General features: G+C 69.8%; 18 protein-coding genes. 9 read left to right on the top strand and 9 right to left on the bottom strand.

Going from position 1 to position 17338, the window contains the following annotated elements; genetic code table 11:
* The first annotated feature begins 75 nt into the window (after positions 1-75).
* Genes WA670_RS37955 through WA670_RS37940 form a run of 4 tightly spaced genes read left to right on the top strand, consistent with a single transcriptional unit; the run spans position 76 to position 3302 of the window.
* Entirely contained in the window at positions 76-831 is a 756-nt protein-coding gene (locus WA670_RS37955; protein ID WP_134730523.1) for an SDR family oxidoreductase, read from the top strand.
* Between the two features lie 13 nt (positions 832-844).
* A complete protein-coding gene (locus WA670_RS37950; protein WP_134730525.1) occupies positions 845-1501 on the top strand; it encodes a histidine phosphatase family protein in 657 nt (218 codons plus the stop codon).
* Between the two features lie 9 nt (positions 1502-1510).
* Positions 1511-2431 (top strand): SMP-30/gluconolactonase/LRE family protein, encoded by a 921-nt coding sequence (locus WA670_RS37945; protein WP_134730527.1) that lies wholly within the window; start codon positions 1511-1513, stop codon positions 2429-2431.
* Positions 2432-2480: 49 nt separating this feature from the next.
* Entirely contained in the window at positions 2481-3302 is an 822-nt protein-coding gene (locus WA670_RS37940) for a MerR family transcriptional regulator (RefSeq protein ID WP_134730529.1), read from the top strand.
* On the opposite strand, the gene WA670_RS37935 is transcribed toward WA670_RS37940, so the two are convergent.
* Complete coding sequence (locus WA670_RS37935; RefSeq protein ID WP_134730530.1) at positions 3303-4130, bottom strand: enoyl-CoA hydratase family protein; 828 nt, start codon at positions 4128-4130, stop codon at positions 3303-3305. It abuts the gene before it with no gap.
* Positions 4127-4831 (bottom strand): SDR family NAD(P)-dependent oxidoreductase, encoded by a 705-nt coding sequence (locus WA670_RS37930; RefSeq protein WP_037817472.1) that lies wholly within the window; start codon positions 4829-4831, stop codon positions 4127-4129. The genes WA670_RS37935 and WA670_RS37930 overlap by 4 nt, the downstream gene beginning before the upstream one ends.
* Before the next feature lie 88 nt (positions 4832-4919).
* On the opposite strand from WA670_RS37930, the gene WA670_RS37925 reads away from it, so the two are divergent.
* The 4 genes from WA670_RS37925 (at position 4920) to WA670_RS37910 (ending at position 8910) form a co-directional block, all read left to right on the top strand.
* The gene (locus WA670_RS37925) at positions 4920-5693 is read left to right on the top strand and encodes a PaaX family transcriptional regulator (protein WP_051173119.1); all 774 of its coding nucleotides are present in this window, start codon (positions 4920-4922) and stop codon (positions 5691-5693) included.
* An 8-nt stretch (positions 5694-5701) separates the two neighbouring features.
* Positions 5702-6493, top strand: coding sequence for a tryptophan 2,3-dioxygenase (locus WA670_RS37920; RefSeq protein ID WP_037817470.1), 792 nt, complete (start codon positions 5702-5704; stop codon positions 6491-6493).
* The gene (locus WA670_RS37915) at positions 6490-7689 is read left to right on the top strand and encodes a kynureninase (protein ID WP_134730534.1); all 1200 of its coding nucleotides are present in this window, start codon (positions 6490-6492) and stop codon (positions 7687-7689) included. Before WA670_RS37920 ends, WA670_RS37915 begins: the two co-directional genes overlap by 4 nt.
* A 147-nt stretch (positions 7690-7836) precedes the next feature.
* Complete coding sequence (locus WA670_RS37910) at positions 7837-8910, top strand: Glu/Leu/Phe/Val dehydrogenase dimerization domain-containing protein (RefSeq protein WP_037817468.1); 1074 nt, start codon at positions 7837-7839, stop codon at positions 8908-8910.
* Between the two features lie 614 nt (positions 8911-9524).
* Here the strand turns inward: WA670_RS37910 and WA670_RS37905 are convergent.
* The 3 genes from WA670_RS37905 to WA670_RS37895 form a co-directional block, all read right to left on the bottom strand.
* Complete coding sequence (locus WA670_RS37905; protein WP_037820589.1) at positions 9525-9710, bottom strand: DUF5302 domain-containing protein; 186 nt, start codon at positions 9708-9710, stop codon at positions 9525-9527.
* 71 nt (positions 9711-9781) lie between these two features.
* Positions 9782-10198 carry a hypothetical protein gene (locus WA670_RS37900; protein ID WP_134730535.1) on the bottom strand — a complete coding sequence of 139 codons (417 nt, stop codon included), beginning with the start codon at positions 10196-10198 and terminating at the stop codon, positions 9782-9784.
* A 93-nt stretch (positions 10199-10291) separates the two neighbouring features.
* Positions 10292-11158: an alpha/beta fold hydrolase gene (locus tag WA670_RS37895; protein ID WP_134730536.1), complete on the bottom strand. Its 867-nt coding sequence runs from the start codon at positions 11156-11158 to the stop codon at positions 10292-10294.
* A gap of 69 nt (positions 11159-11227) precedes the next feature.
* On the opposite strand from WA670_RS37895, the gene WA670_RS37890 reads away from it, so the two are divergent.
* Positions 11228-11938 (top strand): TetR/AcrR family transcriptional regulator, encoded by a 711-nt coding sequence (locus WA670_RS37890; RefSeq protein WP_037820595.1) that lies wholly within the window; start codon positions 11228-11230, stop codon positions 11936-11938.
* 204 nt (positions 11939-12142) lie between these two features.
* Here the strand turns inward: WA670_RS37890 and WA670_RS37885 are convergent, their stop codons facing one another.
* From WA670_RS37885 to WA670_RS37870, 4 genes are all read right to left on the bottom strand, one after another.
* Entirely contained in the window at positions 12143-12772 is a 630-nt protein-coding gene (locus WA670_RS37885) for a TetR/AcrR family transcriptional regulator (protein WP_037715077.1), read from the bottom strand.
* A 106-nt stretch (positions 12773-12878) separates the two neighbouring features.
* Positions 12879-14573 carry a flavin monoamine oxidase family protein gene (locus tag WA670_RS37880; protein ID WP_134662496.1) on the bottom strand — a complete coding sequence of 565 codons (1695 nt, stop codon included), beginning with the start codon at positions 14571-14573 and terminating at the stop codon, positions 12879-12881.
* Positions 14570-15346 (bottom strand): carbon-nitrogen hydrolase family protein, encoded by a 777-nt coding sequence (locus WA670_RS37875; protein ID WP_134730538.1) that lies wholly within the window; start codon positions 15344-15346, stop codon positions 14570-14572. Before WA670_RS37875 ends, WA670_RS37880 begins: the two co-directional genes overlap by 4 nt.
* Positions 15343-16728, bottom strand: coding sequence for an amino acid permease (locus WA670_RS37870; RefSeq protein WP_037820601.1), 1386 nt, complete (start codon positions 16726-16728; stop codon positions 15343-15345). The genes WA670_RS37875 and WA670_RS37870 overlap by 4 nt, the downstream gene beginning before the upstream one ends.
* Positions 16729-17338: the final 610 nt, after the last annotated feature.

Raw genomic sequence — 17338 nt, 5'->3', positions numbered from 1 at the left:
CTTCGGTTTTCTCCCGGGCCTTCGACGGGATCACACGGACCGCCAGGTGCGGTTACCAGCGGGTAGGCTCCGGGCATGGTCTTGCGGCAGAACATCCTGATCACCGGAGCCAGCTCCGGTCTCGGCGAGGGAATGGCCCGGCAGTTCGCCGCTCGCGGCCGCAATCTCGCGCTGTGCGCCCGGCGCACCGAACGGCTCGACGACTTGGCCGCGGAACTGCGTGCCGCATACCCCGGGATCACCGTCGCCACGCGCGCGCTCGACGTCACCGACCACGACCGCGTCTTCCAGGTATTCGAGGAATTCCGGGCGGAACTCGGCAGGCTCGACCGCGTGATCGTCAACGCCGGGCTCGGCAAGGGACAGCCGGTCGGCGCGGGACGGTTCGACGCCAACCGGCAGACCCTCGAGACCAATCTCGTCGGCGCGGTGGCCCAGATCGAGGCGGCGGCGGGCATCTTCCGCGAACAGCGCGACGGGCACCTCGCGGTGATCTCGTCGTTCATGGCGCTGCGCGGTTTTCCCCGGAATCTCACCGCGTACTCCGCGTCCAAGGCGGGGATCTCCGCGTTCGCCGAGGGTGCGCGGCTGGAGCTGAGCAGCCACGGCATCACGGTCACCGACGTGCGGCCCGGCTACATCAGTTCGGAGATGACCGCTCGCTCGACCAAACGCAACCCGCTTATGGTGTCCGCCGAAGCCGGTGCGCACGCGCTGGTCAAGGCGATCGAAGCGGAACCGAAGCGCGCGTACGTGCCTTCGTGGCCCTGGGTGCCGCTGAGCCTCGCGGTACGCTTGGCTCCTGGCCGGTTGCTGCGGATGTTTTCCTGACGGGACGGGATAAATGGGTGCGATTTACCTGATCCGGCACGGCCAGGCGTCGTTCGGCGCGGCGGATTACGACGCGTTGTCGCCGCTGGGGTTCGAACAGTCCACATTGGTCGGCGCGGAGCTGAAACGGCGCGGGGTCGAGTTCACGCAGGTGCGCTCGGGAACGCTGGCCCGCCAGCGGGACACCGCGGCGACGGCGTTGAAGGCCCTCGGCTGCGACGTGCCGGCGATCGAGGACGAACGCTGGAACGAATACGACCACGTCGACATCGCCGCGCACCACGCGGGCGGTGCGCCGCAAGAGGATCCGCGCGAGTACCAGCGGTTGCTGGACGCCGCGCTGACCGCGTGGGTCGACTCCGGCGACAGCGGCCCGTGCACGGAAAGCTGGCCTGCTTTCCTCGGCCGCTGCACGGCGGCGCTGGCCGAGCTGGCCGGTTCGCTGGGCAAGGGCGAGAACGGGCTCGTGTTCACCTCGGGCGGAGTGCTGGGCGCGGTCGCCGGGTCGTTGCTGGGCACGCCGGGGCCCGGGCTGCTGAAGCTGAACCGTGTCACCGTGAACACCGGCATCACGAAATTGACGTCCGGCCGCGGCGGCGTGAACCTGTTGTCCTTCAACGAGCATCCGCACCTCGAAGGCGAGAACGCGCGGCTGCTCACCTACCGGTAGGAGGCCGGCGTGCAGTTCGGTGAGGTCACCATCGTGCCGGTGAACGGGCACGGTCCGGAAGACGTGGTCGTGGACGCCGAGGGCCGGGTCTACACCGGTGTCGACGACGGCCGGATCCTGCGCGTTTCGCCGGACGGACGGCGGATCGACCTGCTTGGCGACGCCGGCGGCCGCCCGCTCGGGCTGGAGCTGTACGGCGACGACGAGCTGCTGATCTGCGACGCCCGCGCCGGTTTGCTGACCATGCCGCTGGCCGGCGGCGAGACCACGACCCTCGCGACGTCCGGGGCCGGGCTGGACTTCGTGTTCTGCAACAACGCCGCGGTCGCCGCCGACGGAACGGTCTACTTCACGGATTCCTCGCGCCGCTTCGGCATCGACAACTGGCGCGACGACCTCATCGAACAGACCGCGGGCGGACGGCTGCTGCGCCGCACGCCGGACGGGCACATCGACCTGCTCGGCGACGGTCTCCAGTTCGCGAACGGCGTCGCGCTGCCGCCGGACGAGTCCTATGTGGCGGTCGCCGAAACCGGCGCGTGCCGGGTCAGCCGGGTCTGGCTGTCCGGACCGCGCGCGGGCGACCGCGACGTCCTGATCGACGACCTGCCGGGCTTCCCGGACAACATCGCGACCGGTTCGGACGGGCTGATCTGGATCACCGAGGCCAGCCCGCGCCTCCGTGCCCTCGACGTCGTGCGCCGCCTGCCCACGGCGGTCCGGACCGCGGTGCGCGCGTTGCCGGATTCGCTGCAGCCCGCCCCGAAACGCCAGGTGGGCGCCGTCGCCGTCACCCCGGCGGGCGCGGTGGTGCGGGAATTGCGCGGCGAGATCCCGGGATTCCACCTGCTGGTGGGGATCCGCGAGTACCACGGCCGGCTGTGGTTCGGGTCTTTGGAAGAGAACGCGATCGCCTACACGGATCTCTGAAAGGCTTCTTGACTCTCACACCGTGTCAGGCGGTCAACTCGAAGGCGTCATGTTCAGTATCGGAGACTTCGCCCGCCACGGCCGCGTTTCGGTCCGCATGTTGCGGCACTACGACGCGACCGGGCTGCTGCGCCCGGCTCAGGTCGACCTCGCCACCGGTTACCGCTACTACGCCGCCGCCCAGCTGGCGCGCCTCAACCGCGTCATCGCGCTCAAGGATCTCGGCTTCACTCTCCAGCAGGTGCAGGAGATCCTCGACGAGAAGGTCACCACTGAGCAGCTCGGCACCATGCTGCGGCTGCGCCGGGCAGACCTGGAAGCGGCGATGGCAGCCGCGGCGGCTCGGCTGGTCCGGGTCGAGGCGAGGCTCCGAGCGATCGAAAGCGAGGGGCACATGCCCGAGAACGACGTCGTCGTCAAGAACGTCCCCGCGGTGCGGGTCGCGGAGCTGACCGCGATCGCCGCGAGTTTCGAGCCGGAGGACATCGGTCCCGTCATCGGACCGCTCTACGACGAGCTTTTCCGGCGAATGGAGGCGGCGGGCATCGCCTGCACCGGCCCTGGGGTGGCCTATTACGAGGACGTCCCGGAGGGCGACGGCAAGGTCGTCGTCCACGCCGCCGTCGAGGTTTCCGCCCCGCTGCGGGACGGCGACATCCGGGTCCTCGACCTACCGTCGCTGGAGCACGCGGCGACCATCGTGCACCGCGGTTCCATGGAGACGATCGATCCAGCGGCCCAGGCTCTGGCCCGCTGGATCGACGCGAACGGCTACCAGTCGGCCGGCTACCCGCGCGAGGTCAACCTGGAGTGCCCGGAAAACCGCGACGACTGGGTGACGGAACTCCAGGTCTCGGTGACCCGGGCCTGATCAGCGTCCGGTCCACTGTGGACTGCGGCCGGCGGCCCAGGCGGCGTAGAACTCCTTGTGGTCCTTGGCGGTCATCAGCAACGCCTGCGTGATGGCTTCCAGTTCGATCGAGCTGCCGAGGTCGCTGTCGAGTTCGCGGGTCAGCAGCACCTTCGTGGTCGAGTACGCCAGCGCCGGACCGTCCGCGAGGCGGCGCGCTAGCGCGGCGGCCTCACCGGCCAGTTCGGCGTCTGGCACGACCCGGTTCGCCAGTCCGATCGCCTCGGCGCGCGCGGCGGGGAGTTTGTCGCCCAGCATCAGCAGTTCCGTCGCGCGGCCGAGGCCGACCAAGCGCGGCAGCAGATACGCCGAACCCATGTCCGCGCCCGCCAAGCCGACCTTCGTGAACAGGAACGCGAACTTCGCCGATTCGGCCAGCAGCCGGAAATCGCTCGCCAGCGCGAGAACCGAACCGGCGCCCGCCGCGACGCCGTTGATCGCCGCGATGATCGGGATCGGCGTCTCGCGCATGGCTTTCACCACCGCGCCGGTCATCCGGGTGAATTCGAGCAGTTCCGCGGTGTCCATTTTCTGGAGTTCGCCGATGATTTCCTCGACGTCGCCGCCCGAGCAGAACCCGCGGCCCTTCCCGGTGAGCACGAGCACCCGCACGTCGCCGCGGTGCGGCAGTTCGGCGACGAGGTCGCGCAGGTCGGCGTAGACGTCGAAGGTGAGCGCGTTGAGCTTCTCCGGCCGGTCGAAGGTCACCGTCGCGACCCCGTCGTCCACCGTGAACTCGAAGTGCTCCCACGATTTCGTGAGCGGGACACTGGCGCGGAACGGGCTCATTTCTGGATTCCTCCACCGTCGAGTACGAGGGTCTGTCCGTTGATCGCGGCCGCCTCCGGGGCGGCGAAAAACTCCACGGCGTACGCGATTTCGCCGGGTTCGAGCAGCCGTCCGAGCGGGGACGCGGCAGCGAGCGCGGCTTCCGCGTCGGCCTCGTCGCGGCCGGTGCGCTCGCGGATCCGGGCGACCGAGGTCGCGGTCATGTCGGTGCGCACGAACGACGGGCACACCGCGTTCGACGTGACGCCCGTGCCGGCCACTTCCGCCGCCACCGCGCGCATCAGGCCGACCGCCGCGTGCTTCGACGCGGTGTAGCCCGAGGTGTAGCGCGCCCCGGCCAGACCCGCGGTCGACGCGACCGTGACGATCCGCCCGAAGTCGCGTTCGCGCATTCCCGGCAGCACCTCGCGCGTGCACAGGAACGCGCCGGTCGCGTTCACCTCGAACTGGCCGCGCCAGTCGTCGAGGCCGGTCTTCGCCAGCGGCGCGCTCGAGGACACCCCCGCGTTGTTGACCAGCACGTCGACCGGTCCGAGTTGGGCGAAATACGCGCGGACGGCGGCCTCGTCGGTGACGTCGCATTCGGCTCGGCCAGGGGAGTGCACGGTCGCACCGGCGCCGCGGAACCGCTCGGCGACGGCCGCGCCGATGCCGCGGGTGCCGCCGGTGACCACGACGACTCGGTCGGAAAAACTGCTCACTCCCGAAAGCTACACCGCAGCGGGCTGAGGTGTATAGAGTTGGCTCGTGCCCGACACCGAACCCGCCCGCACGCCCCAGGAGCTCGTGATGACGCTGCTGGGCAGCTACGTGCGCCCGCGCGAGAGCAGGCGCGTGTGGTCCGGCGGGCTCGTCGCGCTGCTGCACGAGCTGGGGTTCTCCGACGGCGCGGCGCGGATCGCGCTGACCCGGCTGGTGCGCCGCGGTCTGCTGTCGCGGCACCGCGAGGGCAGGCTGGTGCACTACTCGCTGACCGCGCGCACGGTCGCCCTGCTCGACGACGGCGACCGGCGGATCTTCGGCCTCGGCCGCCGCGACGAACCGGCCGGGACCTGGACCGTGCTGTGGCAGAACATCCCGGAAACCCGGCGCAAATCCCGCGAACGGCTGGTGCGGCGGCTGCGCTTCCTCGGTTTCGGCCCGGTCCAGGACGGCACCTGGCTCGCCCCGCACGACCGCGAGGCCGAGGTGCTCGCCCTGCTCACCGAACTCGAGGTCGCCGAACACGCCGGTCTGATGCTCGGCACGCCGTCCGCCGCGCTGGACGTGCGCCGGCTCGCCGGACGGGCCTGGGACCTCGACGGGCTGTCCGCCCGCTACGCCGCGTTCGTAGCGGAATTCGGCGACTGCCCGCGCGAGCTCGGCGATCCGGAAGCGTTCGCCGTGCGCACCCGCCTGGTGCACACCTATCGCGAATTCCCTTCACTGGACCCGGAACTGCCTGCCGAGCTGATCCCCGCGCCGGAGACCAGGGCCGCGGCGGTCAAGCTGTTCCACGACCTGTACTCGGCGCTCGCGCCACCCGCCCAGCGCCACTTCGACCGAACCCTGTCCACGAGATGAGGAACCCGATGACCGGAACCGACGACACCCAGGCCGCACTCAGTTACACGTCCTATCTGGCCCTCGACGAGGTGCTCGGCGCCCAGCGCCCGCGCTCGGACGAACACGACGAACTGCTGTTCATCGTGATCCACCAGGTCTACGAACTGTGGTTCAAGCAGATCCTGCACGAGGCCGAGTTCCTGCAGGAAAGCCTCGAAGCGGGCAAGACCGCGCATTCGATCCGCACGCTGCGCCGCATCCTGACCGTGCTGAAGGTGGTGGTCGCGCAGATCGACGTGCTGGAGACGATGACGCCCAGCCAGTTCACCAGCTTCCGCGCCCGCCTCGACGCTTCGAGCGGTTTCCAGTCCGGCCAGTTCCGCGAACTGGAGGCGGTGCTCGGCCGCCGCGACGAGCGCGTCTTCGCGCACTACCCGGACGGCGGCGAGCAGCGCACCCGGATCGCCGACGCGATGCGCCGCCCGTCGGTGTTCGACTCGTTCCTGACGTATCTGTCCGGAAAGGGCTATCCGGTCGCCACCGACCGCGACGTGACCCGTCCGCTGGAGCCGTCGCCGGAACTGCAGGAAGTGCTGCTGAAGGTCTACCAGGACGACGGCGGCCCGTCGGTGCTCGCCGAGGCGCTGGTCGACCTCGACGAGGGCCTGCAGGAATGGCGCTACCGGCACGTGAAAATGGTCGAACGCACGATCGGAGACAAGACCGGCACCGGCGGTTCGTCCGGCGCGGCCTACCTGCGCACCACGCTGTTCAACCCGATGTTCCCGGACCTGTGGGCCGTCCGGAGCCGGTTGTGAGCACAGTGGAGTCCTTGCGCGCCAAGGAAAACGCACTCGCCCCGCACTATTCGCGGTTCCGCGTCGCCGACCGGCTGCTGCTGTCCGCGCATTCGCACCAGGCCTGGCCGGACGTCGCCGAGGAGGGGCTGCGCGAAGCGTTCGCCGACGCCGCGGAGGAGGTGGACGAGAAGTGGGGCCGGGCGTTCGCGAAGGCAGGCGAGCTGCGGAACGGGTTCCGGCAGTGGCTGTCCGATCCGCACGGCGACTACGCGCTCGGCCAGAACACGCACGAACTCGTGCTGCGGTTCCTGTCCGCGATCGAGCTGCGGAAGCGGCCGCGATTGGTGACCACGGACGGGGAATTCCACACGCTGCGCCGCCAGCTCACCCGGTTGGCCGAGGAGGGCGTCGAGGTCGTCCGCGTGCCCGCCGCGCCGGTCGCGACGCTGGCCGAACGGCTCGCCGAGCAGGTCGACGACCGCACTGCCGCGGTGCTCACGTCGGCGGTGCTGTTCGAGACGTCGTGGATCGTGCCGGGCCTCGCGCATCTGGCTGACACGTGCCGGAGCCGCTCGGTCGAGCTGGTCGTCGACGCGTACCACGCGGTCGGCGCGGTCCCGTTCTCGTTGCACGACCTCGGCCTCACCAACGCGTGGGTGCTCGGCGGCGGCTACAAGTACCTGCAGCTCGGCGAGGGCAACTGCTTCCTGCGCCTGCCCGCGCACGCCCAGGAGCTGCGCCCGGTGATTACCGGCTGGTACGCGGAATTCGGCGCCCTCGCCGACGACCGCCGGCCGGACGAAGTCGCGTACGCACCCGGCGGCGACCGGTTCGCCGGAGCCACTTACGACCCGTCGAGCCACTACCGCGGTGTACGAGTGCAGCAATTCTTCGCCGAGCAAGGACTCACCGCCGAGTTCCTGCGCGAGGTTTCGCAGCACCAGGTCGGCCTGCTGGCCGGCTGCTTCGACAGCCTCGGCCTGCCGGACGACGTCGTCACCCGCGACCGCGAGACCCCGCTCGACGGCATCGGCGGCTTCCTCTCGCTGCGCAGCCCGGTCGCCGGGCAGCTGTGCGAACGCCTGTCCGCGCGCGGCGTGCGGACCGACAGCCGGGGCCATTACCTCCGGTTCGGACCCGCGCCGTACCTGTCGGATGAACAGCTCGAGACCGCGATTTCCACGCTTCGGGAAGCTGTCGCGGATCTGGGGTGAAGCTCCCGGGATGCGGGTGGTGGCCCGGAGAACGGCGAAGTAGGTTGACGGTGTGCACTGCGGGACGGGCAACCCCCGTTCCCCGGTGCGCACCGTTCACACATTTGCGCGGCCACGAGCCGCGTGGGAGACAAAGGAGTCACCACCGTGACCGAAGGCGTGTTCGGCCGTCACACCGGCCATGAACAAGTCGTGTTCTGCCACGACGAGGCCAGCGGGCTGAAAGCCATCATCGGCATCTACTCCACCGCTCTGGGCCCGGCCCTCGGCGGCACCCGGTTCTACCCCTACGCCACTGAGGACGCCGCCCTCGACGACGTTCTCGCGCTCTCCAAGGGAATGGCGTACAAGAACGCACTAGCCGGCCTCGACCTCGGCGGCGGCAAAGCCGTCATCATCGGCGACCCGAACACGCTGAAGTCCGAAGCGCTCCTGCGCGCGTACGGCCGCTTCGTGGAATCGCTCGGCGGCCGCTACATCACCGCCTGCGACATGGGCACGTACGTCCGCGACATGGACGTGGTCGCCCGCGAAACCCGGCACGTCACTGGACGTTCCCCTGAGGACGGCGGGGCAGGCGACTCCTCGGTGCTCACTGCTTTCGGCGTGTACCAGGGAATGCGCGCGTCCGCCGACCAGGTCTGGGGCGTACCCGAACTGACCGGCCGCCGCGTCGGCGTCGCAGGTGTCGGCAAGGTCGGCCACATCCTCGTCGGCCACCTCGTCGAAGCCGGCGCGCACGTGGTGATCACCGACGTCGCGCCCAGCGCGGTGGAACGCACCCGAGCGGCGTACCCCGGGGTCGAGGTGGTGTCCGATGTGGACGCCATGATCGGGACCGAATTGGACGTCTTCGCCCCCTGCGCGATGGGCGGCGTGCTCACCGACGAGACAGTCGCCGCCCTGCGCACGCAAATCGTGTGCGGCGCGGCGAACAACCAACTGGCGCACCCCGGCGTCGACAAGCTCCTGGACGACCGCGGCATCCTCTTCGCCCCCGACTACCTGGTGAACGCGGGCGGCGTCATCCAGGTGGACGACGAACGCCACGGCTTCGACTTCGCCCGCGCCCAGCGCAAAACGGCGGCCATCTTCGACACGACGAAAGCGGTGTACGACCTGGCGAAGGACGACGGCGTACCCCCTGCCGCCGCTGCCGACCGCCTTGCCGAACGCCGGATGACCGACGTCGGCCGCCTGCGCTCGATCCTCACGGTGTAGCTCGGCCGAGTACGTGAGGGGAACCCCCACGGAACCAGATTCCTTCAGGGTTCCCCTCACGACCCACCACCGGTCGTGCCGGTCGTGAGGGGCCCCTTCACGGACTTGGATTCCCTCAAGGAGCCCTTCACGGCCCGCCACCCGCGCTCGCCCGGGATGCGCTCGCCCGTCCGCCTCGCGCGCGCCCGCCTGTGCTCGCTCGCCCGCGCACGCCCGGGATGCGCGCGCTCGCCGGAATGCGCTCGCCCCGTGCCAGCCCGACCTGAGTTCGCTCGCCCCGCGCTCGCCGGAATGCGCTCGCCCGCCCCGCGCTAGCCCGACCTGAGCTCGCCAGGATGCGCCCCAATGCGGCATTGGGTGCATCCCACGCACCGAACGCCACATTGGGTGCATCTGACGCACCCAATGCCACATTGGGGCGCTAGCCCCGCCCACCCAACCGCAGCCAACACACCCGACGAGCGAGGCACCCACACCACCCCCGCACCCCGATACGAAGCCAAAACACGGGCGGAGGGTGCTTGTCAAGGCATCTTTCCCGCCTTGACAAGCACCCTCCGCCTGTAGTCACAATCAAGCTTCGGGGTGCCCCACGCCACCCTCAGGAACGGCGATCAGCCGCTCTTCCGCCGAAACGTCCGCTTGTTCGCCGCGGGCCCGTGCGCGTGCTGGCTCTGCTGCCCCGCGTTCTCGTGCGCGGCCCCGTCCCGCGCCTTGGCCTGCTTCCGTTCCAGCGCCTCGCGGAACTTCCGCTTGACGTCGCCCTCCCCGTCGCTGGGTGCCGGTTGCGCTTCACTCATGGCTGACCTCCGAAGGTGACGACGTGATACCCCGTCAGCCTGGCACCCTTCCCGCACCTTGGCGAGCCATTTCAGAGTGACGCCACCCGGCGGTGGCTCGATTCGACCGCCTTCCGCGGCACCGGCACGACAGCTTCCGCGACCACCGGAGGATCCCGCCGGACCGCGCGCCATCCAGCACCGGCAGCGAGCCCGAACCCGGCCGCACCAGCCAAGATCACCGCGACCCAGCCGGTCGCCGCGGTGAAAACTAGGGTCCCGGCTCGGCTGTAGACGAAGCCGGAAAGCACCGCCCAGCCCACTATCGCCGCGCCGCCCGCCGCGAGGGGAGTCGTGATCACTGCCACTGCACCGACCGCGAGCGCGACGGCCGCCACGGCATAACCGGGATGCGCGGGCGCGAGCTTCGCCGCGATCGCAGCTGCCACCACCGCCACGCAACCGAGCGGGAAACCGAATCCGCCAGCCAGCCGTCCGTCAATACGCATGCCCCATGGCACCTCGCGCGGGCGCGTAAGGGAGGGCGCGCGGACAGGTTCCGTACGCTCCGGAGCGAGGTATTGACGGCTTCTTGACCCCGGTCAGGCGCGGGCGGCCGCGCGGACGATCGCCGCCACGATCTCCGGCCACAGCGGCTCCGGCAGGTCGTGCCCCATGCCCGGGACGATGACCAGTTCCGCGTCCGGGATCGCCGCCGCGGTCGCCTTCCCGCCGCTGACGTCGATCATCACGTCGGAGTCGCCGTGCAGCACGACGGTCGGCACCCGGACGTCGTGCAGTCGTTCAGTGCGATCGCCCGACGCGACCACGGCGGCGGCCTGCCGCTGCATCCCGACCGGATGCCGTCCCCGGTCGTAGTTCCGGGTTGCCTTGCGCCGCAGGTATTCCTCGGTGGCCGGATAGCCCGGCGACCCGGTCACCCGGTAGTTCGCGACGCTCAGCTCGATCTGCTCCTCGCGCGTTTCCGGAGCCGGCTTGGTGAGCGTTTCCAGCGCGGCGGGCGAGACCTGGCCGACCGACGGGTCGCCGGTCGTCGACATGATCGAGGTCAGGCTCAGCAGCCGGTCCGGGTGGTCGATCGCCAGCTGCTGCGCGACCATTCCGCCCATCGAGGCGCCGACGACGTGCGCCTTCGCGAAACCGAGCGCGTCGAACAGCCCGACGACGTCGTCCGCGAGGTCCGAGAGCAGGTACGGCGCCGGGGCCGTGCCCGCCATGATCCCGGCGAGGTCCGGCGCGCCGAGTTCGTCGAACCAGGTGGACAGGCCCGCGTCGCGGTTGTCGAAGCGCACCACGTGGAAGCCGCGGCTCGCGAGCAGCTCGCAGAAACCCTCCTCCCAGGTGATCATCTGGGCGCCGAGTCCCATCACCAGCACGATCGGCGGCGCGGCCGGGTCGCCGAACGTGTCGTACTCGAGTTCGAGGCCGTTGGCCTGTGCGCGTGGCATGCCCCGATCATGCCGCAGCGCGGAACCGCGTGTGGCCGAGCCGGGCGGTCGCCGGTTACGGTGCACGCCATGCCGACTTCGCGTGCCGGACAGCGCGCCCGGTCCCGTTCCGCCGCCGGGCTGCCCGCGGTCACCGCGAAGAAGGTGATCGACGCGGCGGTGAAGCTCACCGTCGAACGCGGCCTGGAGAACTGGACGCTGCGGCAATTGGCCGCCGCGATCGGGGCGTACCCGGCGGTCGTCTACCACCACGTCGGGGACCGCGACGCGGTCGTGTGCGCGGTGCTCGACCGGGTGGTCGGCCAGCTGCGGCTGCCCGACGAGAAGCTGGACTGGCAGGAGTGGTTCGTCGAACTGCTGACCGGTCTGCGCGAGGTGCTGCGCAAGCACCCGGGCACGGCGCGCCGGATGGCGTCGTTCGGCCCATCGGTCGCCGCGGCCACGCCCACGGTGGACCGCGGCGTCCGGATGCTGTTGGACGCGGGCTTCGGCGACGAGAGCGCGCTCGCCTACACGATGCTCACCACCACCGCGTGCCAGTACGTCGCGCTGGAGGACGACCGGGACTGCAGCCTCGGCCTGCGCCTGGACAACACCGAGGAGTACGCCTCCTACCACGACCGCGAGGACCTGCCCGGGATGGCCGCGCACGGCCGCGCGATGCGGGAGCTGCTCGCCGACCCCGCGGCCGCCGCCGGTTACCATCCGCAGCTGTTCGACTTCGCGATCCGCAGCTGCCTGGACGGGCTCACGTGCCGATTGGCCCGGTTGCGCGGCTGAAATTCGCGAAATTGCCCGGCCGGGGCGTCCGCGCTGGGCCGTCCGCGTGGTCGTGGTGAAAAGTCGGGCTGTCGCCGCGCCGACCGACACCGATTCGACGCCTTCCCGGCGTAGCGTGGACAGCTACCGGGGGCCTCGCCTCCGGAAGGGGCCCCCGGCACTTTCCTCCCCCCTCGTGGTGCCGGGGGTTCTCCTTCCGGTACGTCAGTGCTGGGGCGGGTGCTGGATCGCGGGGAAGACCTGGCCGACCACGGTCACGAGCGACATGGTCAGCAGCGTGTGCACCTGGCGCCGGTCCAGCGAGCGGTGCACGAGCCATTCGCGGCCCGCCGCCTTCACCATGCCGGCGAACGCGCGCACCGCCGCGTTCAGTTCCTCGCCGTGCGCGCTGTCGCGGGACAGCCCGACCGCCTCCAGGACGCGGTCGGCGGACGCGCGGTCGGCCTCGGCGACGATCCGGTCCACCTCCGGGTCGCGGCCGATGCCCTCCGGCGCGATCGCGGCGAGCCACAGCTTCTCCTGCCCGCGCACCATGTCGAGCAGCCAGTCGATGGCGGCGTCCGCGCGTACTTCCAGCGGGCCGTCCGGCAGAATCTGCACCGCAATCCGTGGCACGGTAAGCGCGCGCCGAACGATTTCGAGGTACAACTCCCTTTTCGTTCCGAAATAATGATTGATCAGTCCGCGGGCCACGCCTGCCTCGGCCGCGATGTCCGAAGTGGACACTTCCGAATACGGTCGTTCGCCGAACAGCCGCGCCGCACAGGCGTAGATCTGCTCTTTGCGTTCGTCCGGTTCGAGTCGCCGCCACTTCGGCGCCGGATCGGTGCTCATGGCATCAGTTTGGCATGATCGGTTCAGTAAGGCGGAACAGCCGGGCGGAATGTCGCGGCGGAAACACGTTCGGCTGCTACCGCGCGGTATGGGTTGACGGCTTTGCTCAGTCCGGGAGTTCGATCGGCGCGAGGTCCGCGAAACGGTCGCCGGGGCCGGGATTCGCCGGATCGCTCGTGCCGCCGAAGTGCCGCTGCACGCCCCATACCGCGTTGAGCGCGGTCTGCACCGCGCCCTCGGCCCAGCCCGCCGTCCACGAGATGTCGTCGCCCGCAAGGAACAAACCGCGATAGCGCTCGGGCAGTGAATCCTGCACGAAATGCGTGAAAAGCCGGTGCTGGTACCGGTAATGCCCGGGCAGGTTCGCCTTGAACGCGCCCATGAAATGCGGTTCGGCCTCCCACGACACGGTTACCGGGTCGCCGACGATGTGCCGCCGCACGTCGACGCCGGGGTAGATCTCGCGCAGCGACTGCAGCATCACCTCGACGCGGTCGGACACGCTGAGCGGCAGCCACTTCAGCGAATCGTCGGCCCACGTGTAGGACAGGCAGATCACCGCGGGCCGGTCCGGGTCGTCGCCGAGAAGATAGGTGCCGCGCGGCATCCGGTCGGTCAGCGTCATGCTCATCGTGTCGCGGCCGGTGACCGGGTCGCGGTCGAGCCAGAACGGGCGGTCGACCGGCACGAACACCTTGGAGGAGGCCATGTAGTGGGTGCGCTCGATGGCCGTCCAGTGGTCGATCGGGAACAGCGCCTCGTCGCATTCGATCTTCGACAGCAGCATCCAGCTCTGCGCGGTGAACACCGCCGCGCCGAACGTGCGGATGTGGCCGGAGGCGTCGGTGACGGTGATGTTGTTCGGCGCGGTGCGGTGCAGTCGCGTGACCCCCGGCCGCGGCGCGCCGTTTTCGTGCAGGGAAGCCAGATTCGTCCCGGACGGCCAGTGCGCGAGCTTCTCCGGGACGTGCTCCCACAGCCGTTTCGGGAGCTGCCCGCTGCCGCCGACGATGCTGCGGTGCTCGTCGTCCGCGCCGGTATAGACGACCCGGAGGATTTCCAGAATCGAGTTCGGGAAGTCGGTGTCCCAGCCGCCGGTGCCGAATCCGACCTGGCCGAAGATCTCGCGATGTTGGAACGAGGAAAACGCCGGGGAATCGCACAGGAATCCGTAGAAGGTCTGGTTGTCGAGCCGGGGCACCAGCTCGTTCCAGATCTTTTTCACCGTCGCGACGTCGCGATTGCGGATCGCGGTCTGCATCTCGGCGAACGAGGCGTGTTCATCGAGCGTGCGTTGCCATGCCCGCGCCACTTCGCCGTACACGTCGGGCAGATCTTCGGGCGTGCGCGCGTAATGGCTGCGGCCCTTGAGATCGACGACGGTGCTCGGCGTGGCGGGGGAAAGCGGGTTCGGGAACGGCGTGGTTTCCAGCCCGGCCTTGGCGATGTAGTGGAACAGCGACGTCGACGACGGCGGGAACCGCATCGCGCCCATCTCGGCGACCACGTCGTCGGGCAGCCCGGGGAAGCGGTGCGTGCGCAGCCGCCCGCCGATGCCGTCGATCTCGTAGACGACCGGCCGCAGCCCGAGCTTCATCAGCTCGTAGGCGGCCACGATGCCGGAAAGGCCGCCGCCGATCACCGCGACCTCGGTGCCGTGCGCCTGCTCCGGCACGCTGCCGAGCCCGGCCGGATGCGCGAGGTAGTCGTCGTAGGCGAACGGGAAATCGGGGCCGAACATGGTGATCGGCCGGCCGGCGGGTTCCTCGGCGTGGATCGCGGCGGGAACTGCGGAGGTCATGCCCGGGGTCCTTCGGTGAGAGAGCGGTACAGCGACGGCCGTCGGTCGGCCAGGTACGGGGTTTCGGCTCGCGCCTGGGCGAGCACAGCGGGGTCGAGCTCGGCGAACAGAAGCTCTTCGTCCGGCCCAGCCTTCGCGACGACTTCATCCGGCGACGCGACCGTCGAGCGTCCGCAGTAGGTGAGTTCGCCTTCGGTGTCGCAGCGGTTCGCGTACACGAGGAACAGCTGGCTTTCGTGCGCACGAACCGGAATGAGCAGGTCGGCGATGCGCTCGTACGGCCGCATCAGCGCGGTGGGCACGAGCAGCAGTTCGGTACCCGCGAGCGCGTGCGCGCGGACCAGCTCGGGGAACTCGACGTCGTAACAGATCAGCAGACCGGCGCGGAGACCGTTGAAATCGGCCTGCACCACCGGCTCGTCACCGGGCGAGAACTGGTCGCGGTCGAGATCGCCGAACAGATGCGTCTTGCGGTAGTTCGCGAGCCGTTCCCCTTGCGCGGACAGCAATTGCGCCGAGTTGTACACCGCGTCGCCGGCGCGCTCGGGATAGCCGTAGACCACCGCGATCTGGTGCTTGGCGGCCAACGCGCCCAACTCGGCGGCTCGCGGTCCATCCGCTGGTTCGGCCAGCTCCCCGACGGCTTTCGCGCCGATGTTGTAACCGGTCGTGCCCATCTCGGCAGTCACGATCAACTCGGCACCGCGCTCCGCCGCGGCCGCCATCGCCTCGGGCAGCTGGTCGAACGGTCCCTGGTGGACAGCGATGATCATCGGACGCCTTCCGCGAGCCGCGAGCGACGGATGCTGTAGCCGAAGTAGATGACGAGCCCGACCAGCATCCACGCGCCGAACACGACCCAGGTCGCCCCGTCGAGGCTGAACATCATGTACGCGCAGCAGGCCATCCCGATGATCGGCGTGACCGGCGAGAACGGCACCCGGAACGTGCGCTGCGCCTCGGGACGGCGTTTGCGCAGGATCAGCACGGCGACGTTGACCAGCCCGAACGCGAACAGCGTCCCGATGCTGGTGGCGTCGGCGAGCTTGCCGAGCGGGATGAACGCGGCGAGCAGCGCGACGAACCCGGACACCACGAAGGTGTTGGTGCGCGGCACGCCGGTTTTCTCGTGCACGGTGGACAGCGACTTCGGTACGAGCCCGTCGCGCGACATGGCGAAGAGGATCCGCGTCTGTCCGTACAGGACGGTCAGCACGACGCTGGAGGTCGCCACGATCGCACCGATCGCGAGCAGGATCGCCCAGAGCGGGTTCCCCGAGATCGTGGCGAGCACGTGCGACAGCGCGGCCTGCTTGTCGCCGAACTGCTGCCAGGGCATCGCACCGATCGCCGCGACCGCGACGAGGCAGTAGAGAACGGTCACGATGCCGAGCGACAAGAGAATTGCGCGCGGCAGGTCGCGCTGCGGGTTGCGCGCCTCCTCGCCGGCCGTGGAAGCGGCGTCGAACCCGATGTAGGAGAAGAACAACTTCGCTCCGCCCGCGCTCACCCCGGCCATCCCGAGCGGCACGAACGGCGTGAAGTTCTGAGCCCGGATCGCGGTGAACGCGATGGCGCAGAACAGGATCAGCGTGCCGATCTTCACCACGACCATGATCGCGTTGGCCCGCGCGCTTTCCTTCGCGCCGGCCAGCAGCAGCACCATCGCCAGCAGCACCACGACGATCGCCGGGATGTTGACCAGCCCGCCGTCGCCCGGAGGCCCGCTGAGCGCTTCCGGCAACGTGACGCCGAAGGCCAGGTGCAGCAGTTCGTTGACGTACTGCCCCCACCCGACCGCGACTGACGCGACGGAGACGCCGTACTCCAGCACCAAACACCAGCCGCACACCCAGGCGACCAGCTCGCCGAGCGTCGCGTACGCGTAGGAGTACGAGGAGCCGGAGAGCGGGATCATGCCCGCCAGCTCGGCGTAGGAAAGCGCGGAGAACAACGCGGTGATCCCGGCCAGCACGAACGAAACCACGACCGCGGGCCCGGCCACCGGAACGGCCTCGCCGAGCACGACGAAGATCCCGCTGCCCAGGGTGGCCCCGATGCTGAGCATGGTGAGCTGACTGAGCCCGAGCGTCCGCTTGAGCGGCCCGTGATCCGCCTCGGCCACCAAATCGGTGACCGGCTTGCGGCGCAGCATCGCCGTGCCGAGCCTCCCGCGCGCAGAAGTGGGACTGGTGCTCACCGGGCGGCTCCTAGCGATTGATTGTGACGCCACTGTCGACTTCGAGCCACGGTATCGATCGAAAATTGCCCCGAGAACCGAGATGTGTTGTGGATTGCTGACGGTGACAGGTGATTCATTGCGCTCTCGGGGTCGGTTTCTGCGGGGTTGCTGCTGGGGGTGGGCGGGGTTGCGGGCCGTCGATGACTGTAAGTGATCGGGGTGAGGGGGCTGGGGTGGCGGGTTTGTTTGCGCAGTTCAGGGCCGGGTTATCCGGAGTTGCTCGGGATGAGGCTGAGGAGGATGCGGGGCCGGGCGGTTGCTCGAGGCCCTGCTAGGGCGGCCGTGGGCGGCGGGCCGGGGTGGGCATCGCTGGGGTGGCTGTGAGCGGCGGGCCGGGGGTCGGCATCGCTGGGATGCGGGCAGGGCCGTCGTCGTGGCTGCGGCCCCTCGCATGGGGCTGGGGAAGTGAATGAAGCTGGGCCGCGGGTGCCGTGGCGCGTGCCCGCGTGCTGCTTAGCGGAGGTGTCCGGAGTGATGGGCGGGGCTGGGTTGCGGTTCCGGCGGATCGGGGCAGCTCCGTGAT

This window comes from Amycolatopsis sp. VC5-11, assembly GCF_037034185.1.
In the GTDB taxonomy this organism is placed as follows: domain Bacteria; phylum Actinomycetota; class Actinomycetes; order Mycobacteriales; family Pseudonocardiaceae; genus Amycolatopsis; species Amycolatopsis nivea.
The sequence above is the reverse complement of the archived record's forward strand: the minus strand, read 5'-3'. Positions and strand labels throughout refer to the sequence as shown.